Annotated in this window: 18 protein-coding genes and 1 pseudogene; 15 read left to right on the top strand and 4 right to left on the bottom strand. The window is 62.5% G+C overall.

Annotated elements, in window-relative coordinates; translation table 11 throughout:
* Positions 1 to 134: 134 nt before the first annotated feature.
* Positions 135 to 809, bottom strand: coding sequence for an NAD(P)H-binding protein (locus L1069_RS08335; protein ID WP_237455343.1), 675 nt, complete (start codon positions 807 to 809; stop codon positions 135 to 137).
* Between the two features lie 217 nt (positions 810 to 1,026).
* Here L1069_RS08335 and L1069_RS08330 point away from each other — a divergent pair, with 217 nt between their 5' ends.
* The 11 genes and pseudogenes from L1069_RS08330 to L1069_RS08280 all read left to right on the top strand — a co-directional run bounded on the left by L1069_RS08330 (position 1,027) and on the right by L1069_RS08280 (position 10,825).
* Positions 1,027 to 1,548: a carbon monoxide dehydrogenase subunit G gene (locus L1069_RS08330; protein WP_237455342.1), complete on the top strand. Its 522-nt coding sequence runs from the start codon at positions 1,027 to 1,029 to the stop codon at positions 1,546 to 1,548.
* A 111-nt stretch (positions 1,549 to 1,659) separates the two neighbouring features.
* Positions 1,660 to 2,619: an ABC transporter ATP-binding protein gene (locus L1069_RS08325; protein ID WP_237455341.1), complete on the top strand. Its 960-nt coding sequence runs from the start codon at positions 1,660 to 1,662 to the stop codon at positions 2,617 to 2,619.
* On the top strand, positions 2,616 to 3,377 hold the full coding sequence (locus L1069_RS08320; RefSeq protein WP_237455340.1) for an ABC transporter permease: 762 nt from the start codon (positions 2,616 to 2,618) through the stop codon (positions 3,375 to 3,377). The genes L1069_RS08325 and L1069_RS08320 overlap by 4 nt, the downstream gene beginning before the upstream one ends.
* A gap of 330 nt (positions 3,378 to 3,707) precedes the next feature.
* Positions 3,708 to 4,505, top strand: coding sequence for a S49 family peptidase (locus tag L1069_RS08315; RefSeq protein WP_134830665.1), 798 nt, complete (start codon positions 3,708 to 3,710; stop codon positions 4,503 to 4,505).
* Positions 4,506 to 4,676: 171 nt separating this feature from the next.
* On the top strand, positions 4,677 to 5,633 hold the full coding sequence (locus L1069_RS08310; protein ID WP_129369799.1) for a calcium/sodium antiporter: 957 nt from the start codon (positions 4,677 to 4,679) through the stop codon (positions 5,631 to 5,633).
* A 30-nt stretch (positions 5,634 to 5,663) separates the two neighbouring features.
* Positions 5,664 to 6,443, top strand: a pseudogene (locus L1069_RS08305) (SDR family oxidoreductase); the annotation flags it as partial.
* 311 nt (positions 6,444 to 6,754) lie between these two features.
* Positions 6,755 to 8,644, top strand: a complete 1,890-nt coding sequence (uvrC, locus tag L1069_RS08300) for an excinuclease ABC subunit UvrC (protein WP_237455345.1) — start codon at positions 6,755 to 6,757, stop codon at positions 8,642 to 8,644.
* A gap of 72 nt (positions 8,645 to 8,716) precedes the next feature.
* Positions 8,717 to 9,328, top strand: coding sequence for a DUF922 domain-containing protein (locus L1069_RS08295; protein WP_237455338.1), 612 nt, complete (start codon positions 8,717 to 8,719; stop codon positions 9,326 to 9,328).
* Between the two features lie 129 nt (positions 9,329 to 9,457).
* A complete protein-coding gene (gene pgsA / locus L1069_RS08290) occupies positions 9,458 to 10,129 on the top strand; it encodes a CDP-diacylglycerol--glycerol-3-phosphate 3-phosphatidyltransferase (protein ID WP_129369803.1) in 672 nt (223 codons plus the stop codon).
* Complete coding sequence (gene moaD / locus L1069_RS08285) at positions 10,129 to 10,374, top strand: molybdopterin converting factor subunit 1 (RefSeq protein ID WP_129369804.1); 246 nt, start codon at positions 10,129 to 10,131, stop codon at positions 10,372 to 10,374. The genes pgsA and moaD overlap by 1 nt, the downstream gene beginning before the upstream one ends.
* A 4-nt stretch (positions 10,375 to 10,378) precedes the next feature.
* On the top strand, positions 10,379 to 10,825 hold the full coding sequence (locus L1069_RS08280; protein ID WP_134830662.1) for a molybdenum cofactor biosynthesis protein MoaE: 447 nt from the start codon (positions 10,379 to 10,381) through the stop codon (positions 10,823 to 10,825).
* 343 nt (positions 10,826 to 11,168) lie between these two features.
* Here L1069_RS08280 and L1069_RS08275 read toward each other — a convergent pair whose 3' ends face one another.
* The 3 genes from L1069_RS08275 to ubiA are packed head-to-tail and all read right to left on the bottom strand — an operon-like array spanning position 11,169 to position 14,395.
* On the bottom strand, positions 11,169 to 11,483 hold the full coding sequence (locus L1069_RS08275) for a hypothetical protein (RefSeq protein ID WP_129369806.1): 315 nt from the start codon (positions 11,481 to 11,483) through the stop codon (positions 11,169 to 11,171).
* Complete coding sequence (locus L1069_RS08270; RefSeq protein WP_237455337.1) at positions 11,483 to 13,372, bottom strand: OmpA family protein; 1,890 nt, start codon at positions 13,370 to 13,372, stop codon at positions 11,483 to 11,485. Before L1069_RS08270 ends, L1069_RS08275 begins: the two co-directional genes overlap by 1 nt.
* Before the next feature lie 60 nt (positions 13,373 to 13,432).
* Complete coding sequence (gene ubiA / locus L1069_RS08265; protein WP_237455336.1) at positions 13,433 to 14,395, bottom strand: 4-hydroxybenzoate octaprenyltransferase; 963 nt, start codon at positions 14,393 to 14,395, stop codon at positions 13,433 to 13,435.
* Positions 14,396 to 14,407: 12 nt separating this feature from the next.
* Here ubiA and L1069_RS08260 point away from each other — a divergent pair, with 12 nt between their 5' ends.
* The 4 genes from L1069_RS08260 (at position 14,408) to L1069_RS08245 (ending at position 18,005) form a co-directional block, all read left to right on the top strand.
* Complete coding sequence (locus L1069_RS08260; RefSeq protein WP_237455335.1) at positions 14,408 to 15,133, top strand: 16S rRNA (uracil(1498)-N(3))-methyltransferase; 726 nt, start codon at positions 14,408 to 14,410, stop codon at positions 15,131 to 15,133.
* Positions 15,133 to 15,789, top strand: coding sequence for a hypothetical protein (locus L1069_RS08255; RefSeq protein ID WP_237455334.1), 657 nt, complete (start codon positions 15,133 to 15,135; stop codon positions 15,787 to 15,789). Before L1069_RS08260 ends, L1069_RS08255 begins: the two co-directional genes overlap by 1 nt.
* Before the next feature lie 252 nt (positions 15,790 to 16,041).
* Complete coding sequence (locus L1069_RS08250; protein ID WP_237455333.1) at positions 16,042 to 16,569, top strand: hypothetical protein; 528 nt, start codon at positions 16,042 to 16,044, stop codon at positions 16,567 to 16,569.
* Positions 16,570 to 16,634: 65 nt separating this feature from the next.
* Entirely contained in the window at positions 16,635 to 18,005 is a 1,371-nt protein-coding gene (locus tag L1069_RS08245) for a glutamate--cysteine ligase (RefSeq protein ID WP_237455332.1), read from the top strand.
* The last annotated feature ends 22 nt before the right edge of the window (positions 18,006 to 18,027 follow it).

Genomic DNA, 18,027 nt, shown 5'->3' with positions numbered 1-18,027 from the left:
GTGTGCGGCAAGCCATTCTGGTAGATATTCAAACCTGGCCTGACTGTCTGACAAGCACAGATGCCGTTGCCGCCATTGCGCTACCGCAGCGTGCGCAGCACGCTGCCCGGCCCAACGCTGCCCAAGGTCCGGCGTCAGCCGGCCGCCAGGGCGGGGGCGGGAGCGCCCCAGGCAACAGTCAGTCTTTGGCTGGCAGGGCGCGGGTTTTCAGCCAGATCCAGCAGCGCGGCGCCGAAATCCGCAAAGGAGATCTGCGACACACCCGCTGCGTCTGTCAGCAGCGTATCGGTGCCAAGCTGGTATTGGCCGGTCAGCGGGCCCTCTGTCAGCAGCGCGGGCGGACGCAGGCACGTCCATTCCACCCCGGTTTCCAGCTCCAGCATGGCGTCTTGGGCCGCGCAGGCTTCGGCAATAAGGCGGGAGGCCTCCGGCAGAAAACCCGGTGCGCTCAGCACTGTGTGGCCGCTGCCATCCGCCAGCTTCAGCAAGGCCGCGCCGCCTGTTACCAGGGCCGGAACGCCGGCGTGGCGCGCGGCCTGCACCGCGGTGCGGGTCAGCGGAATCAGGTCCTCTTCACGTCCGGCAGGCGGGCGCAGGGCGCTGATGATCAGATCATGGCCTGCTGCCGCGTTGACCGCGGCCTGCGGATCCGTCAGCAGATCCAGCGGCAGCGGAGTGACCAAGGGGCTGATTGCGGCAAGGGCTGAAGGCGTGCGCGACACGGCCGTTACCTGATGGCCGCGCTGTGCTGCGGCCTTTACGGCTGCACTGCCCACATCGCCGGTGGCGCCGAAAATGATGATCTTCATTGTATGCTCCTTGATTTATCTTTACGTCGAGATATAGTGGATAAATCTCGACGTAAAGATAAAACTGCAAAGGTTGACGCTGCGGCAGTTGCACCGCTCTACTGATCTGACCTGAGCGGTGCAGATCATGGGCACGGGCCAATGCCGGCTTGGCAGGGGGCTGCGGTGCGGCTAGGTCTGAGAGGAACCGGAAACATACGCCAGGGAGGCCAAGCCCATGCAGATGAGTGACCAGAAGGAGATCGCCGCCGATCCCGCAACCGTCTATTCGGCGCTGCTGACGCCGGAGGTGCTGAAGGCATGTGTGCCCGGCGCGCAAGAGGTCACCGGCACGCCGCAAGAGGGGTTCGAAGCCACTGTCACGCAAAAAGTCGGCCCGGTCAAAGCCACCTTCAAAGGCCAGGTCGGCCTGTCGGATCTGGTAGAGAATGAAACGCTGACCATTTCCGGTGAAGGCAAAGGCGGCGCGGCCGGCTTTGCCAAAGGCGGGGCGGTTGTGACGCTGGCGCCTTCGGACACAGGCACGCTGTTGTCTTATGAGGTTGAGGCCAAGGTCGGCGGCAAGCTGGCTCAGCTTGGCAGCCGCATTATCGACGGTTTTGCCAAAAAGATGGCGGATCAGTTTTTTGCCAATCTGCAGGCGCATCTGGCGCCGCAAGAGGGTACCGAAGACGGCGAAGAGACCCAGGAAGAGGGCGAAAAGAAAGGCTGGTTCAGCAAGGTGACGGGCCGCGGCTGATCCCCGTATCAGCTCTGCGCAGGCGCACAGGCGCGTCTGCAAGGCGGGGGCTGGCAGTGTCGGCAGGCCGCCGTTAGGGTGGCCGGGATTTGAGAACATGCCGGAGGCACCATGGCGTCCATTCTGTCGATCCGCGACCTGCGCAAAGTTTACGACGGCGGGTTCGAGGCGCTGAAAGGCGTCTCGCTTGATATTGAAGAAGGTGAGATTCTGGCTCTGCTCGGCCCCAATGGTGCGGGCAAGACGACCCTGATTTCTACCATTTGCGGCATCACCACCGCGACCTCGGGCCATGTCAGTGTTGGCGGCTTCGACAATGTGGCCGAATTCCGCGCTGCGCGCTCGCTGATCGGGCTGGTGCCGCAGGAAATCACCCTGGAGCCTTTTGCCAAGGTGCATGACACGGTCAGTTTTTCGCGCGGCCTGTTCGGCAAGCCTGCCGATCCGGCGCGGATCGAGGATATTCTGCGCAAGCTGTCGCTGTGGGAAAAACGGGATGCCAAGGTAATGGAGCTGTCCGGCGGCATGAAGCGCCGGGTGCTGATTGCCAAAGCGCTGGCGCATGATCCGCGCATTCTGTTCCTGGATGAGCCGACGGCGGGCGTGGATGTGGAACTGCGCAAGGACATGTGGGCGATCGTGGATGAGTTGAAGGCCGGCGGCGTCACCATCATCCTGACGACACATTACATTGAGGAAGCCGAGGCGATTGCCGACCGGGTCGGTGTGATCACCGGTGGCGAGCTGCTGCTGGTCGAGGCGAAGGAACAGCTGATGGCGCGGATGGGGCAGAAACAGCTGGAGGTGCAGCTGACCACGCCGGTTGACACCATTCCGGAAGCGCTGGCGCAGCATGAATTGCAGCTGGTGAACGGCGGCGGTGCGCTGCTCTATACCTATGACACAAGGGCGGAACGGACCGGCATCACCACGCTGCTGAATGACGTGGCGCAGGCCGGGCTGGTGCTGGCGGATGTGCAAACACGGGAATCCAGCCTGGAAGATATTTTTGTCGGGCTTGTTTCGGGGGATGGGGCTTCGTCCGGCGACGTTCAGGGGGACGCAGCATGAACTGGACAGCGGTCGCAACCATCTACAAGGCGGAAATGGCGCGGTTCTGGCGCACTTTTCTGCAAAGTTTCATCTCGCCGGTGTTGTCCACATCGCTTTACTTTGTGGTCTTCGGCAGCGCCATCGGCAGCCGGATCCAGGAGGTTGACGGGATCGACTACGGGGCCTTTATCGTGCCGGGGCTGATCATGCTGTCGGTAATCACCCAGAGCATCTCCAATGCGTCTTTCGGGATCTATTTCCCGAAATTCATCGGCAACATCTACGAAATCCTGTCGGCGCCGATCAATTTCCTGGAAGTGGTTGCGGGATTTGTCGGGGCGGCGGCAACCAAGTCGCTGTTTATCGGCGTGGTGATCCTGTGCACGGCGTCGTTGTTTGTGGATCTCTCCATCCAGCACCCGATTGCAATGGTGGCGTTTTTGGTGCTGACCTGCCTCAGCTTCTCGCTGATGGGGTTCATTATCGGCATCTGGGCCGGGAATTTTGAGCAGCTGCAGCTAGTGCCCCTGCTGGTGGTGACGCCGCTGGTGTTCCTGGGGGGCTCTTTCTATTCGATCTCGATGCTGCCGCCGGTCTGGCAGACCGTCACCCTGTTCAACCCGGTGGTCTATCTGGTATCGGGTTTCCGCTGGGCGTTCTTCGGCCAGGCGGATGTGCCGGTATTGCTGAGCCTCTGCGCAATCGGCGGCTTTACCCTGGCCTGTATGGGCGTCATCTGGTGGATCTTCAAAACAGGCTGGCGCATCCGGGCCTGATCCGGCGGCTGGATGCGGTGCGGGGGAGGCTCCCGCCCGCTGCGGGTGCCCGTTGGGCGCCCTCCCGGTTGGGCCCGGCACGCTGCGCGTGCCGGGTGTTGCGTCATTGACCGGCAGAGCACGCTGCGCCGCGCGGCAGCGCGGCGCCCGGCCCAACGGGAAGGCGGCTGCTGCAAGCAGCCGGCCTGACGGGCGGGAGCCTCCTGGCTTATTTGCCGGCTGCAAACCAGCGTTGCATTTATGCCCGCGGCTGTGCGGATTTTGCATTTCACGCCAATTCCCCGGGACGCGCACCTTGTTTCACCCCGGGCGGCTCTCTACATCGGCGCCATGAGATTTCGCCTGCCTTTCCTGAAAAGACAGCCCCTGGTGGCAGTGGTGCGCCTGAATGGCGCTATCGGAATGCCCGGCCGCGGCTCGCTTAGCGATGCGGCCCTGGCACCGGTGCTGGAGCGTGCCTTCCGCAAGGGTAAACCCGCCGCGGTGGCGCTGGAAATCAACTCGCCCGGCGGCTCGCCGGTGCAAAGCTCGCTGATCGGCGCCCGCATCCGCCGCCTGGCGGTAGAACTGAACATCCCGGTCTACGCCTTTGTCGAGGATGTTGCGGCCTCGGGCGGCTATTGGCTGGCCGCTGCCGCGGATGAAATCTGGGCTGACGCCAGCTCGGTGCTGGGTTCGGTCGGAGTGATCTCCGCCGGCTTTGGCGCCCATGTGCTGCTGGCCCGCCAGGGCGTGGAGCGCCGGGTCTATACTGCCGGGGAGAGCAAATCCATGCTGGATCCGTTCCGCCCGGAAGATCCCGAGGATGTGCAGCGTCTGAAAGTGATCCTGAACGACATCCACGCCAATTTCATCGACCATGTCACAGACCGCCGCGGCGCCAAGCTGCACAGCGAGGAAAACCTGTTCACCGGCGAGATCTGGCTGGCCCGCAGGGCCTTGGACCTGGGGCTGATCGACGGCATCGGCCACCTGAAACCCAAAATGCAGGAGCGTTTCGGCGACAAGGTCCGCTTCCGCCGCTACGGGCTTAAGAAGCCGCTGCTCAGCCGCTTGGGCATGCAGGTCGCACAGGATGCGCTGGCCGGGATCGAGGAGCGGGCGGAATACGCGCGTTTCGGCCTCTGACGTGCTGTTCAAGATTGTTGCACTTTTTCTGGTGGTGATGGCGGTGCTTGCCATGTTCGGCAAGCTGCGCTTCCCGGGCCAGAAACAGATCAATTCCAGGCGTTGCCCCTCCTGCGGCCGCTTCCGGATCGGCAAAGGCCCCTGTGCCTGCAAAAAAGGAGATCGTGGCAAATGATGCCATGGCTGTATTCGGCTTTGGGCCTGGTGATCCTGCTGCTGGCAGGCGATGCGCTGGTGCGCGGGGCGGTGAACCTCAGCCTGCGGCTGGGGGTGCCTGCGCTGATTGTCAGCCTGACGATCGTGGCCTTTGGCACCTCGGCGCCGGAATTGCTGATTGCCATCAGTGCGGTGCATGAGGGCGCTGATGGAATTGCGATGGGCAATGTGGTCGGCTCCAACACTGCCAACATTCTGCTGGTTCTTGGCATTCCCGCGCTGATGCGGGCCTTGCACACCAGCGAATGCAACACCCGCAAAAACTATGTCTTCATGCTGGCCGCATCGGTCCTGTTCATCGGTCTTGCCTTTTGCGGCACTTTCACGGTCTGGTCCGGCCTGATCCTGCTGGCAGCGCTGTCCGGGGTGCTGGGCGTGGCGTTTCACGAAGCCCGCAATCACCGGCGCAATGGCAACAACTGCGCCGCAGACGCCGGCCTGGAAGAGATCGAGGAAGCGGATCCGGACATGCCCTATTGGCGCGTCTGCATCTATCTGCTGCTGGGCCTGATCGGCCTGCCGCTGGGTGCCGATCTGCTGGTCGACAATGCCACCATCATTGCCCGCACCTACGGGATCAGCGAAACCGTGATCGGCCTGAGCCTGGTGGCGGTGGGCACTTCGCTGCCTGAGCTGGCGACCACTGTCATGGCAGCAATGCGCCGCCAGGCCGATGTGGCGCTGGGCAATGTGATCGGGTCCAACATGTTCAACCTGCTGGCCATCATTGGCATCGCCACCTTTATCGGCCCGATCAGTGTGGACCCGGAATTCCTGCGGTTCGATCTTTGGGTGATGCTGGCGGCCTCGCTGCTGCTGATCCCGTTTGTCTTCCTGAAACAGGACATCACCCGCATCTGGGGTGTCATTCTTACGGCGCTCTATCTGGCCTATATGGCCGTGCTGTTCTAACTCTGTCACTGCAGCGGCAGCAGGGAGGCGCAGATGCGGGCATTGGTGACCGGAGCGGGCAGGCGGCTGGGCCGGGCGATGGCGCTGGACCTGGCCGCGCGCGGGTATGACGTTGCCGTCCATTTTGCGTCCTCGGCGCAGGAGGCTGCGGATACAGCACGGCAGATCCGCGCCCTGGGGCGGGATGCGGCGGCGCTGCAGGCGGATCTTTTGGACGAAGGACAAACGCAGGCCTTACTGCCCCGCGCGGCTGAGGCCCTTGGCGGGCCGGTCACTTGCCTGGTCAACAATGCCTCGGTTTTTGAGCATGACACGCTGCCCACCGCCACGCGGAACAGCTGGGACCGGCATTTGGACAGCAACCTGCGGGCGCCCTTCGTGCTGCTGCAGGCGATGGCCGCGCAGCAGGTGCCGCTGGTGCGGGATGCAGGCGGCGAGCCGCGTGCCTGGGGGCTGGCGGTCAACATGATCGACCAAAGAGTGCGCAAACTGACACCTGAATTCATGAGCTACACGCTGGCGAAGTCTGCGCTGTGGACACTGACACAGACAGCCGCGCAGGCCCTGGCGCCGCAGATCCGGGTCAATGCCATCGGACCGGGGCCAACTTTGCAGGGGCCGCGGCAAAGCCAGCAGCAGTTTGCCCGCCAGCGCGCAGCCACAATCCTGCAGCGGGGCGCGGATGCCGAAGACGTCACTGCGGCCCTGTCCTATTTGCTGCAGGCCAAGGCGGTCACCGGGCAGATGATCTGCACCGACGGCGGCCAGCATCTGGGCTGGCTAACCCCGGACAGCGACGGGCTGGAGTGACGCAAACAGGGTCCAAAATGTCCCTTTCCCCGAAAGTTTTGCACCGGTTCACCTGCCGTCACGGAAGCGTTACAAAAACGCCTTTGTTTTCAAAACCTTGACAGGGGCTGCGGAAAGTTTCCAATAAAAACAAAACCTTATCAAGTTGCCTAATTTTTAATCATTCGTCCAAAACCACCAAATAATAAGGGAAAAGGCGGGATAGCCCAAAGATATCTCCGTAGTTACCCACAGCTTCGGTGGATTTCCCTGCTCTTGATCCGGGCAGGCAAACATTGCAGCCAGGGGCGGGGAATCATATGTCTGGACGCATGACTGACCAGCCCGCCGCCCCCACCGTGGATTCGCCCGCCGAAAAGCCAAGAACCGGCTATGCCGTGATCCAGGATTACCTCAGAACACTGGATGCATCGCCCGGGGTTTACCGGATGCTGGATGCCGACAGCCGGGTGCTTTACGTGGGCAAGGCGCGCAACCTCAAGGCGCGGGTGTCGAACTACAGCCGCCCCGGCAACAGCCCGCGGATCGAGCGGATGATTGCGCTTACAACCTCGATGATGTTTCTGACCACGCGGACGGAGACCGAGGCGCTGCTGCTGGAGCAGAACCTGATCAAGCAGCTGAAGCCCAAGTACAACGTGCTGCTGCGCGATGATAAAAGCTTCCCCAATATTCTGGTCGCCAAGGATCACGGGTTTCCGCAGATCAAAAAACACCGCGGGGCGCGCAAGCAGAAGGGCAGCTATTTCGGCCCCTTTGCCAGCGCGGGCGCAGTAAACCGGACCTTGAACCAGTTGCAAAAGGCGTTCCTGCTGCGCAACTGCTCGGATTCGATGTTCGAAGCCCGCACGCGCCCCTGCCTGCAGTATCAGATCAAGCGTTGCTCGGCGCCCTGCACTGGGCTGATTTCCGAGGCGGGGTATGCCGAAAGCGTGCGCGACGCTGAGCGGTTCCTGTCGGGCCGTTCGACCAAGATTCAGGAGGAGCTGGCGGAACAGATGATGGCGGCCTCCGAGGCAATGGAGTTTGAGCGCGCCGCGGCGCTGCGCGACCGGATCAAGGCGCTGACCCAGGTGCAGTCCAGCCAGGGCATCAACCCGCGCGGCGTCGCCGAAGCGGATGTGATCGGCCTGCATATGGATGGCGGCCAGGCCTGTGTGCAGGTGTTTTTCATCCGGGCCAACCAGAACTGGGGCAACCAGGATTTCTATCCTCGGGTCGATGCCGACAATAGCCCGGCCGAGGTTATGGAGGCCTTCCTGGGCCAGTTCTACGGCAACAAGGAGCCGCCGCGGCAGCTGATCCTGTCGGATGCGATTGAAAACGCCGACCTGATGGAGGCGGCGCTGGGCGGGAAGGCTGAGCGCAAGGTCGAGCTGCTGGTGCCTCAGCGCGGCGAAAAGACCGAACTGGTGGCCTTTGCCGTGCGCAATGCCCGTGAAAGCCTGGCCCGCCGCATGGCCGAAAGCGCCACCCAGACCAAGCTGTTGCGCGGGCTGGCCGAGGCGTTCGGGCTGGACGGCCCGCCGCAGCGGATCGAGGTCTACGACAACTCCCACATCCAGGGCACCAATGCGGTGGGGGGCATGATCGTTATGGGGCCGGAAGGTTTCATGAAAAACGCCTATCGAAAGTTCAACATCAAGGGTGATGACCTGGTGCCGGGCGATGACTTCGGCATGATGAAGGAAGTTCTGAACCGCCGTTTCTCGCGCTTGCTGAAAGAAGACCCGGACCGGGATAAGGGCCTGTGGCCGGATCTGCTGCTGATCGATGGCGGCGCGGGGCAGGTTTCCGCGGTGGCCGAGATCATGGCGGAACACGGCGTGCAGGACATCCCGATGGTAGGGGTGGCCAAAGGCGTCGATCGCGACCACGGCAAGGAGGAATTCTACCGCACCGGTGAACGGGCCTTTGCCCTGCAGCGCAACGACCCGGTGCTGTATTTTGTCCAGCGGATGCGGGACGAGGCGCACAGGTTCGCAATCGGCACCCACCGCGCCAAACGGGCCAAAACGATGAGCGCGACACCGCTGGATGAGGTGCCGGGTGTCGGCGCCTCCCGCAAGCGCGCGCTGCTGGCGCATTTTGGCAGTGCCAAGGCGGTAAGCCGTGCCAATCTGGCCGACCTCAGGGCAGTGGACGGGATATCCGAGGCTCTGGCCGAACGGATCTACGACCACTTCCACGCGCAGGGGTAGGGGCGGATATTTGGGGGCCGGCCGGTTTCGTGCTAAATCTGCAGGGCAGCCTTTTTACTGCCCGGAGGAATTATGCCTGTATCCCTGACCATGAAATCTGTTGTCTACGACACCTATTCCGTGTCCGGCAAAACCCTGCCTGCCATAGCCAAGAGCATAAAAAGCAAAGGGCCGAAGGATCCGAACGACAACAAAAAGGTGGCGTTTTTGACCACCACTGAGCTGGAATGCCTGACCGCCAAAGGCAAATACGCCGCCGACGGCAAGCCCAAGATCGAAAAGAAAACGGGCTGGTTCGAGGTGAAGGCCAAAGTCTCGGCGCTGAAGCTGGTCCTGCATTCAACGGTGCGCTGCCCGAAACGGTCAGTCAGCGGGCTGTCGCCGCGGGCGCTGATTGAATGGTACCGGTTCTATGCGTGCTGTCTGGTTCATGAAGCGCAGCATGTGGATAAGGCCAAGAAGGAATGCGAGAAAATCGCCAAGGAGCTGAACAAGCTGAAGGGAACCGGGCTGGCAGATACCGAGGCGGAGGCGCTGAAACTGGCCAAGGAAGACCTGATGCGGGAGATCAACAATCATATCTTTATCGACCGGGACCGGTTGAACGAGGTGCACCGGAAGTTTGACCATTCCACCCATCACGGCGAAACCAAGGGCGCGCTGCTGGATACGTCCATAGGGTGAGCGGGGCACGGCCCGCGTGTGTCAAAGGGCAGGTGCCGCCGGCTGTTGCGGCCTATCCCGGCCCGGCCATCGCCGAATTTTGATCAAGCCCGCTTTCCTCTTGCGAAACAGCCGGATAATGTGCGCGGCATGAAGTGGACCCTGCCGAATATCCTCACCCTGATGCGGCTCGTCGCAGCGCCTGGCCTGGCCGTGATGTTTCTGTATTTCTCCCGTCCCTATGCGGACTGGTTTGCGCTGCTGCTGTTTGTCACGGCGGCGGTGACCGACTGGTTCGACGGCTACCTGGCAAGGGCCTGGAAGCAGGAAACCAAGATAGGCGCGATGCTGGACCCGATTGCCGACAAGGCGATGGTGGTGATCGCGCTGATGATCCTGGTGGGATATGCTGCTGAACACTGGACCCCCTGGCTGGTGCTGCCGGCCACGGTGATCCTGTTCCGCGAGGTGTTTGTCTCGGGCTTGCGCGAATATCTGGGCGACACGGCCGGCACGCTGAAAGTGACCAAGCTGGCAAAGTGGAAGACCACTGCGCAGATGATCGCCATCGCTACGCTGTTTTCGCAAGGCATCTTCGAACATTATCTGGTGATGTCCTCATTCGGCATGGATGATCAGATCTACTCGCAGATCATCGCCGGCGAGTTGGAAGATCTGTTCGGGCTGCGCTGGAAAGAGGCCGGTGTGATCTGGACGGGGCGTCTGGGCTTGTGGCTGCTGTGGATTGCGGCAGCGCTCACCCTGATCACTGGCGCTGATTACTTGCGCAAGGCGATGCCGCATCTGAAGGAGGCTCATTGATGGATATTCTCTATTTCGCCTGGGTGCGTGAACGCATCGGCCTGCCGCGCGAGCGGGTGGAGACGTCGGCAGCCACCGTTGCGGATCTGGTTGAGGAGCTGCGCGCCCGTGAAGACCGCTATGCCGCTGCCTTTGCCGATCTCTCTGCCTTGCGTGTTGCCTTGGATCAGGAGCTGTCTGATTTCGATGCGCCGCTGACTGGCGTGCGCGAGGTTGCCTTTTTCCCGCCGATGACCGGGGGCTGACGCTATGCGGATCTCGGTTCAGGACGCACCGTTTGAACTGGGTGCCGAAAGCGACGCCTTTGCGGCCGGCGCCGAGGGCGCCGGCGCCGTGGTGACCTTTACCGGCGTGGTGCGCGATGCGGATCAGGGCGGGTTGCAGGCAATGGAGATCGAACATTATCCGGGCATGACCGAAAAGGCGCTGACGGCTATAGCGGAAGAGGCCGTGAAACGCTGGTCGCTGGCGGATGCACTGGTCATCCATCGCCATGGCCGCCTTGAACCTGGCGAGCGCATCATGATGGTCGCAACCGCCGCCCGTCACCGCAAGGATGCGTTTGAGGCGGCGGAATACCTGATGGACTATTTGAAGTCCCGCGCGCCGTTCTGGAAAAGGGAAATCCTGACCGGCGGCGGCTCGGACTGGGTGGCGGCCAAGGATGCCGACGAGGATGCGCTGAAACGCTGGTGATCCGCGAACCTGGACGGGGGCGGCTCCCGCCAGGTGTTTAATCATCAGGAGATGATTTCCGCCTGTTGGGCCCGGCACCGCGCCTTGCGCGGCGCAGCCCGGTTGCAAATGGCGGCAGGTCACAGGGGCCGCAGGCCCCGCGAATCCCGAACGGCTTCGCCTGGATACGCCGGTTTCATAAAACATCAGACAGGGCTTGGAGGGCAGACTTGCCCGCTCTGGCTTTCTGTGAGCAGTAAGGCAACCGCCGCGCGCCGGCACGGCGCCACGCCCAAGCCTGCCCAGACGGTGCTGGCGCAGCCAGCGCGGGCTGCAGGCGCGGGAGTGCCCCGCTGCCCCGGCCTCAATGCGGGATCTGGTTGCGCAGCTCTTCGGCTTCGCGGCGGGCCTCGCGCAGGCCATCCATTGTTGCCCGCAGCTCGGCCTCGGTCTGGGTCAGCTGGTTGGTCAGCTCCGCCTCGCGCTGCTGCAAATAGGTGATCGCCTGGTCGCGGGTTTCTTCGGCCTCATGCAGCTCCTGGCTCATCCGGTCGAGGTCGGCCACATCGCTTTGCCGCACCCGGGTGAAGCGGTGCACCAGCCAGTTGGCGAACCAGCCCAGGGCAAAGGCCGCGAACAGGATGATCGCGGTGGTGATGATGAACTCTGTCCTGTTCATTACTCTGTGGTCTCCTGTGCGTCTTCTGCGCTTTCGGCGGCCTCTTCGCCGTTGCCCGTATCAGCGGCGTCTTCCACGGCCGCAGGGCGGATCAATTTGAATTCAATACGGCGGTTGGATTCGCGGCCGTCTTCGGTTGCGTTGTCGGCAATCGGCTCGCTTTCGCCATAGCCTTTGGCGGCAAAGGTCGAGGTGACCACCCGGCGCGCCCGCAGCTCGTTCAGCACCGACTGGGCCCGTGCCTGGCTCAGGTTCTGGTTCATCGCCTCGCGGCCCTGGCTGTCGGTATGGCCCTGGATTTCCAGCCGCACCGGTCCGCAGCGGCCAAGAACGCCGGCGATCCGGTCCATGGTTCCAGTGCTTTGCGCCGCGATGGTGGCCGAGCCGGGTTCAAAGGCAATCTTGGCCTCGCTTTGGGCGCTGGCAAGCTGCGCTTCGCACAGTTCCGGCGGCAGCGGCTTGTCCTTGGGTTCGGGCGGCTTTTCATAGCTGATGTCGAGGCCGTAAGTGTCGGCCTCGCCCAGTTTGGCCGACAGGAAACGGGCGATCTCAGCCGGGGCGTCCTTGCGGTAGCTCATGCCGCGCAGCTCCAGATTGCTGGGCGTTACAGTGACTGCGCCGCGCTGCAAATAGGAGAGCGCTTCCAGCGCTGCCAGCACCCGCACCGGCCAATCGGCTGGCAGGTCGGCGACAACACGGGCTGCTGTGTGCACGTTGTCCGACCCGAACCGCGCCTTGGCATAGCTGTCGGCCACCATGCGCTGCGCCGCATCGGTAAGGCGGCCGCGCAGCTGCACCTGGCCTTCAGGGCTGAGAGTCGCGGTGAATTCAGGGATGCCGCCGGCGTCCCGGGTTTCCGGCACCGGCAGGACCGCGTGCAGCGCAAAGACCCGGGGCAGGGCGTTTTCCAGCTCGCCCGCCACATGGTCGAACAGCGCGCTTTCGGTGCCTTCTGCGGCGGCCAAGGTGATATCCGCATTGGCAATGGTCACTGTACCGCCGCCAAGTTCGGCCAGGCTTGCAATGCTCAGTTCCGCCGCGCGGGCCCAATTGGGAGAGGGCACGCCCATGCCAATCACGCAATCCGCCTCCTCCTGCAGCCCGGCCTTGCGGGCGGCGGCCAGAATACGGCTGCGGCTTTCCTCGCTCTCGGCGGAGCAGGCATCGAATTCTGCGCCGTCCGGTCCCAAGAGAAAGCGCAGGGTGAAGGGGGTGATCACCGGGCGCGGTGCGGCGATATCAAGTGCCAGCCGCATGCCCGGGGGTGCCGTGCGGCCAAGCTGTTCCTCCAGCCGTGCCTTGGCGTCCGCGCTGTCGGAAATGGCGGTGACCGAGACATCCCCGGCCGCCACCGAAATTTTGGCACGCGGCAGCAGCTTCAGGGCTTCCACCGCAAACAGCATAGACTCCTGCCAGCCTTCAGGGATCGTGTATTTCGCTGTTTCCAGCAGATCTGCCACGTTCTCAGAGCCTGCCAGCGTCTCAAGCTCCTTGACCAGCGCGGTGCGGCCGGAGCCTGCGGGGATCAGCCCGATAATCGAGATGCCGCTGTCATTGCGTAGAATTTCGGCAGAAAACCGCGGCGGTGCCAGGCCATCGGCGGGCGGCACATCCATGCCATCAACGATCCGCGCCGCATCGACAACCGTGCCGGCCAGTGATTTGACCGAGAACCGGGTGGCCTCATCAGGGGCGGTGCCTTCCAGCAGCACCTGCAAACCGTCCGCAGTCACCTCAGCCCAAGTGTAACCGCCATCATCCAACGCCCGGCGCACACCTGTTTCTGTGCTCCGTTCCACCGCGGTGACGGCAAATCCGGCGGCAACAAGACTCAGCCCGGCAGCAGCAGCAAAGGCCAGACCCGGGATCAACAGCTTAGACAGGCGCATATGGCAGCATTTTCCCAGTTTGCGTTACAGGCTCTTACCCTGCGCGCGGCTGCGGTTCAATCACACGAACATGGCCAGCACAAAGAAGATCAGCGGAATCAGGCCGGTATCACGGTTGAGACGGAACAACTGCAAGAGTCTTTGCGTGTTTTCCGCGTCAAAGGCGCGCAGTTGCCAGGTCAGGTGCCAGCCCATCGCCCAAGGTGCCGCCAGCGCCAGCACCAGCGCCAGCACCGAGGCGCTGTCTTGCACTGCCAGGATCACCGCCAGCGCCATCAGGCTGACAAAGGCGACGATAAACCGGCGCAGCCACATCGGGGATTGCGTGCCGAACAGCCGGGCGGTGGATTTCACCCCGATCAGCGCGTCGTCCTCGGTGTCCTGATGGGCATAGATGGTATCATAAAACAGCGTCCAGGCGATGCCCGCCAGATACAGCAGCACCGGCGGCCAGCCGAGGGTGCCGGTATGCGCCACCCAGGCCAGCATGGCGCCCCAGTTGAAAGCCAGCCCCAGAAACACCTGCGGCCACCAGGTGAACCGTTTGGCAAAGGGGTACACAGTGACAGGCAGCAGTGACAGGATGCCCATGGCAATGGCCGCCTGGTTGAAGGTCAAAAGGATCAACAGGCCCGCCAGGCATTGCAGCCCCATCCAGGCCAGCGCGCCCTTGACCGTGACCTGGCCCGAGGGGATCGGGCGCGAACGTGTGCGCTCTACCTGGCCGTCGAAATTGCGGTCGGTGATGTCATTCCAGGTGCAGCCAGCGCCGCGCATCAGCCAAGCGCCCGCTGCGCAGCCGATGGCGATCCACAGGTCCTGCCAGCGCGGGCTCTGATCCGACAGAATGGCCAGCGCCAGCCCCCACCAGCAAGGGATCAGCAGCAACCAGGTGCCAATCGGACGGTCGGCGCGCGATAGGCGCAAATAGGGCCGCGTCCACTCCGGCGCATAGGTGTCGACCCAGTTTCCCCGGACCGCATCCGCGACCTGACCCTCTGGCGCTGGCTTCTGGCCTTGCATATGTAGGACCCCATGAGTGCAAAAATCAGACTGTATGTAGAGCACCCTTTGGGGGCAGGGCAATCGGTTCCCTTGGATCGTGATCAGGCGCATTACCTGTTCGGGGTGATGCGGCAAGCGGCAGGGGCTGCTGTGGCACTGTTCAACGGCCAGGACGGCGAGTGGCTGGCCGAGGTCGCCGAGGCGGGAAAGCGCGGCGGTACGCTTGTGTGCCAGCAGCAGACCAAGCCGCTGCATATGCCGCCGGACCTGTGGCTGATGTTTGCGCCGATCAAGAAGGCGCGCACCGATTTCATTGTTGAGAAGGCTGCTGAGATGGGCGCCGCCGGTATCTTGCCGGTGCAGACCGATTTTACTAATTCCGAACGCATCCGCCGGGACCGGCTGCAGGCCCATGCGGTGGAGGCAGCGGAACAATGCGGCGGCACCTATGTGCCGGAGGTGGCTGAGCTGCAGAAGCTCTCGCGCCTGCTGGACCAATGGCCCGCCGGGCGCCAACTGATGTTCTGCGATGAGGCCGAGGTGGGCAACGCGCTGCAACTGGCGGCAGAGACCCAAAAGGGTGCGCCCTGGGCCATTCTGATAGGCCCTGAGGGCGGGTTTTCGGAAACAGAGCGAAAACGGCTGCACAATCATCCGCAGTCCCATGTGGTCAGCCTTGGCCCCCGCATTCTGCGGGCCGACACGGCGGCAGTTGCGGCGATGACACTTTGGCAACAGGTGCTGGGAGATTGGTGATGGACAAACCGCACCGCGAATTGCACCTGTTTTTTGCTGCGGAGAACTCTACAGCCGTAATCCTTTACCGGGCAAGCAGCAGCCTGCGCCGGTTGATTTCCTGGGATACAAATGGCGACAAGATTGTGCCAGGGCAGTGGGTGAAAACAAGAGTGTACGGATTTGATTGTGCGTTATCGCCTGATGGCGAATATTTCATTTACAGCGCAATGCAAAAAGGCACACCGCATCTATTCTCTGCCGTTAGCCGCCCTCCATATTTCACAGCGTTGGAGTTTTTCCCTGAGTTAACTGCGTACGACACAGGGGGATACTTTCTCGACAAGCGAGTGGTGACTTTCAAGCATATTGTCGATGACCGCGATGAAATTTTGCTTGAAAGTGGACTGGTCTTGAACCGGCAATTCCAAAATTGGGCGCATGCATACCGCCCGCGGGGAATTGGTTTGACCGGTTATGAGCGGGAAGAACTCGCCCAAACTATCGAAGTGAAACGCGGGAAAATTCCTGAGTTGCTGCAGCAGTACGAATGCGAAGGCGGCAAGCTTTTCCGCAAGACTGCTGGAGGCCTGGAGCTGCTGCTGGATTGTACGCTTATGGAGTTTGAGGCCATTCAAGCGCCATTTTCTGGATGTGCCAGGATGAGTAACTTCTAGAAGTTCAGGCTGGCAAAGCGCTAACCATCTTTGTCTTCCCTTAGACCCTCGAAACTGGTTCGTGTTAACATGGAAGGCGGCGTGGAGATTCCGAGCCGACGGAAGGCTGAACTGCTGGTGTCAGTGACACCTAGAATGACACAGCGGTCTGCAATCAGCCTGTCGGCCATTGCATCCGTTGTCCCGGCGCCACAAATAAGAAGGGCAGGGCAGGCAGCTTCGCCTGCCGAACGTTTTTTAGAGGCGAGACACATGAGTTTCATCCGCCCCGAAGCCCGCGCCGCCCTTTGGCAATGGCGCGAGGTCCTTGCTGCGGGACTGATGTTCCTGCTGGGGCTGAAATGGGCCTTCTCCGAAGCTGGTTTCACCGCGATCACCGGCTGGGCCTTTGTGGCCACCGGTCTTGTGACAGCTGTTATCGGCGCGCAGCGGATGCGCTTCCGGCGCGGCACCAGTGGACCCGGCGTCGTTCAGGTCGACGAAGGGCAGATCGCCTATTTCGGGCCGCTCACCGGTGGTGCCGTAGCGGCGTCCGAACTGGAGCGGCTGGCGCTGGATCAATCCTCAAAACCGCCGCACTGGCTGCTGGAGCAACCTGGCCAGGCTCCGCTGGCAATCCCGGTGAATGCCGAAGGTTACGAGGCGCTGTTTGACGTCTTTGCTGCTTTGCCGGGGCTTAAGACCGAACGGATGCTGACCGAACTGCGCCGCCGCGGCCCTCACCAGGTCGTGATCTGGGAGCGCTCCTCCAGCCGGCCCGAACATCAGCGCCTGCATTGACACCGGCGGTGATTCCGCCCACGACTGACCCTTCATGACAGACCTAACAGGACGGAGTGCCAGGCATGTCCATTCCCCAGTCCGGCGGCGGACCGATCGAACGCCACGAACAGCTTGCCGAATATCTTGCCGACGGCTGCAAGCCCAAGGAAGACTGGCGCATCGGCACCGAGCATGAGAAGTTCGGCTTCTGCAAAGATACGCTGAAGCCGCTGCCCTATGAGGGCGAACGCTCGATCCTGGCGGTGCTGACAGGCCTGCGCGACGGCCACGGCTGGGCACCCTTGACCGAAGGCGGTAACCTCATCGGCCTGACCAAGGACGGTGCCAATATCTCGCTGGAGCCGGGCGGGCAGCTGGAACTTTCCGGTGCGCCTTTGGAAACCATCCACGAGACCTGCGACGAGGTAAACGCCCACCTGCGCGACGTGAAGGACATTGCCGACAAGATCGGTGTCGGCTTTATCGGCCTGGGCGCCGCCCCTGTGTGGCGCCATGAAGACATGCCGCTGATGCCCAAGGGCCGTTACAAACTGATGGACGGCTACATGCAAAAGGTCGGCACCATGGGCACCACCATGATGCGCCGCACCTGCACCGTGCAGGTGAACCTCGATTTCGAGTCCGAGGCTGACATGGTGCAGAAGATGCGTGTTGCACTGGCGCTGCAGCCGGTGGCAACCGCGCTGTTTGCCAATTCACCGTTCCTCGACGGCAAACCCAACGGCCATAAATCCTGGCGCGCCCGGGTCTGGCGCGATCTGGACGCCGACCGCACCGGCATGCTGCCGTTTGTGTTCGACGAGGGCTTCGGGTTCGAGGCCTGGGTGCAATATGCGCTCGATGTGCCGATGTATTTTGTCTACCGCAACGGCGAATATGTGAACGCGCTGGGCATGTCGTTCCGCGACTTCCTGAAGGGGGAGCTGCCGGCGCTGCCCGGTGAAACACCGACGCTTAGTGATTGGGCCGATCACCTCACCACCGTTTTCCCCGAGGCCCGGGTGAAGAAATTCATCGAAATGCGCGGCGCCGATGGCGGTCCGTGGCGGCGTTTGTGTGCGCTGCCTGCTTTCTGGGTCGGCCTCACCTATGACCAATCGGCGCTGGACGCCGCTTGGGATCTGGTCAAGGGCTGGGACGCTGAAACCCGTGATGCCCTGCGCGTGGCGGCCTCAGAACAGGGGCTGCAGGCCAAGGTCGGCGGCATCGACATGCATGAACTGGCGCGCGAAGCAGTCGCCATCTCGGAAAGCGGTCTGAAAGCCCGGCAGAAGCCCGGCGCCGGCGGGCTGGTGCCGGATGAGACCCACTTCCTGAACGCTCTGAAGGACAGCCTCGACAGCGGCAAAGTTCCGGCGGATGAGCTGCTGGCGCGCTATAACGGTGCCTGGGACGAAGACCTCAGCCGGATCTATGGCGAGTTTGCCTATTGATCTGCACAGGCGGCCCCGGCGG

The organism is Leisingera sp. MMG026 (assembly GCF_021654205.1).
Taxonomy (GTDB): domain Bacteria; phylum Pseudomonadota; class Alphaproteobacteria; order Rhodobacterales; family Rhodobacteraceae; genus Leisingera.
The sequence above is the reverse complement of the archived record's forward strand: the minus strand, read 5'-3'. Positions and strand labels throughout refer to the sequence as shown.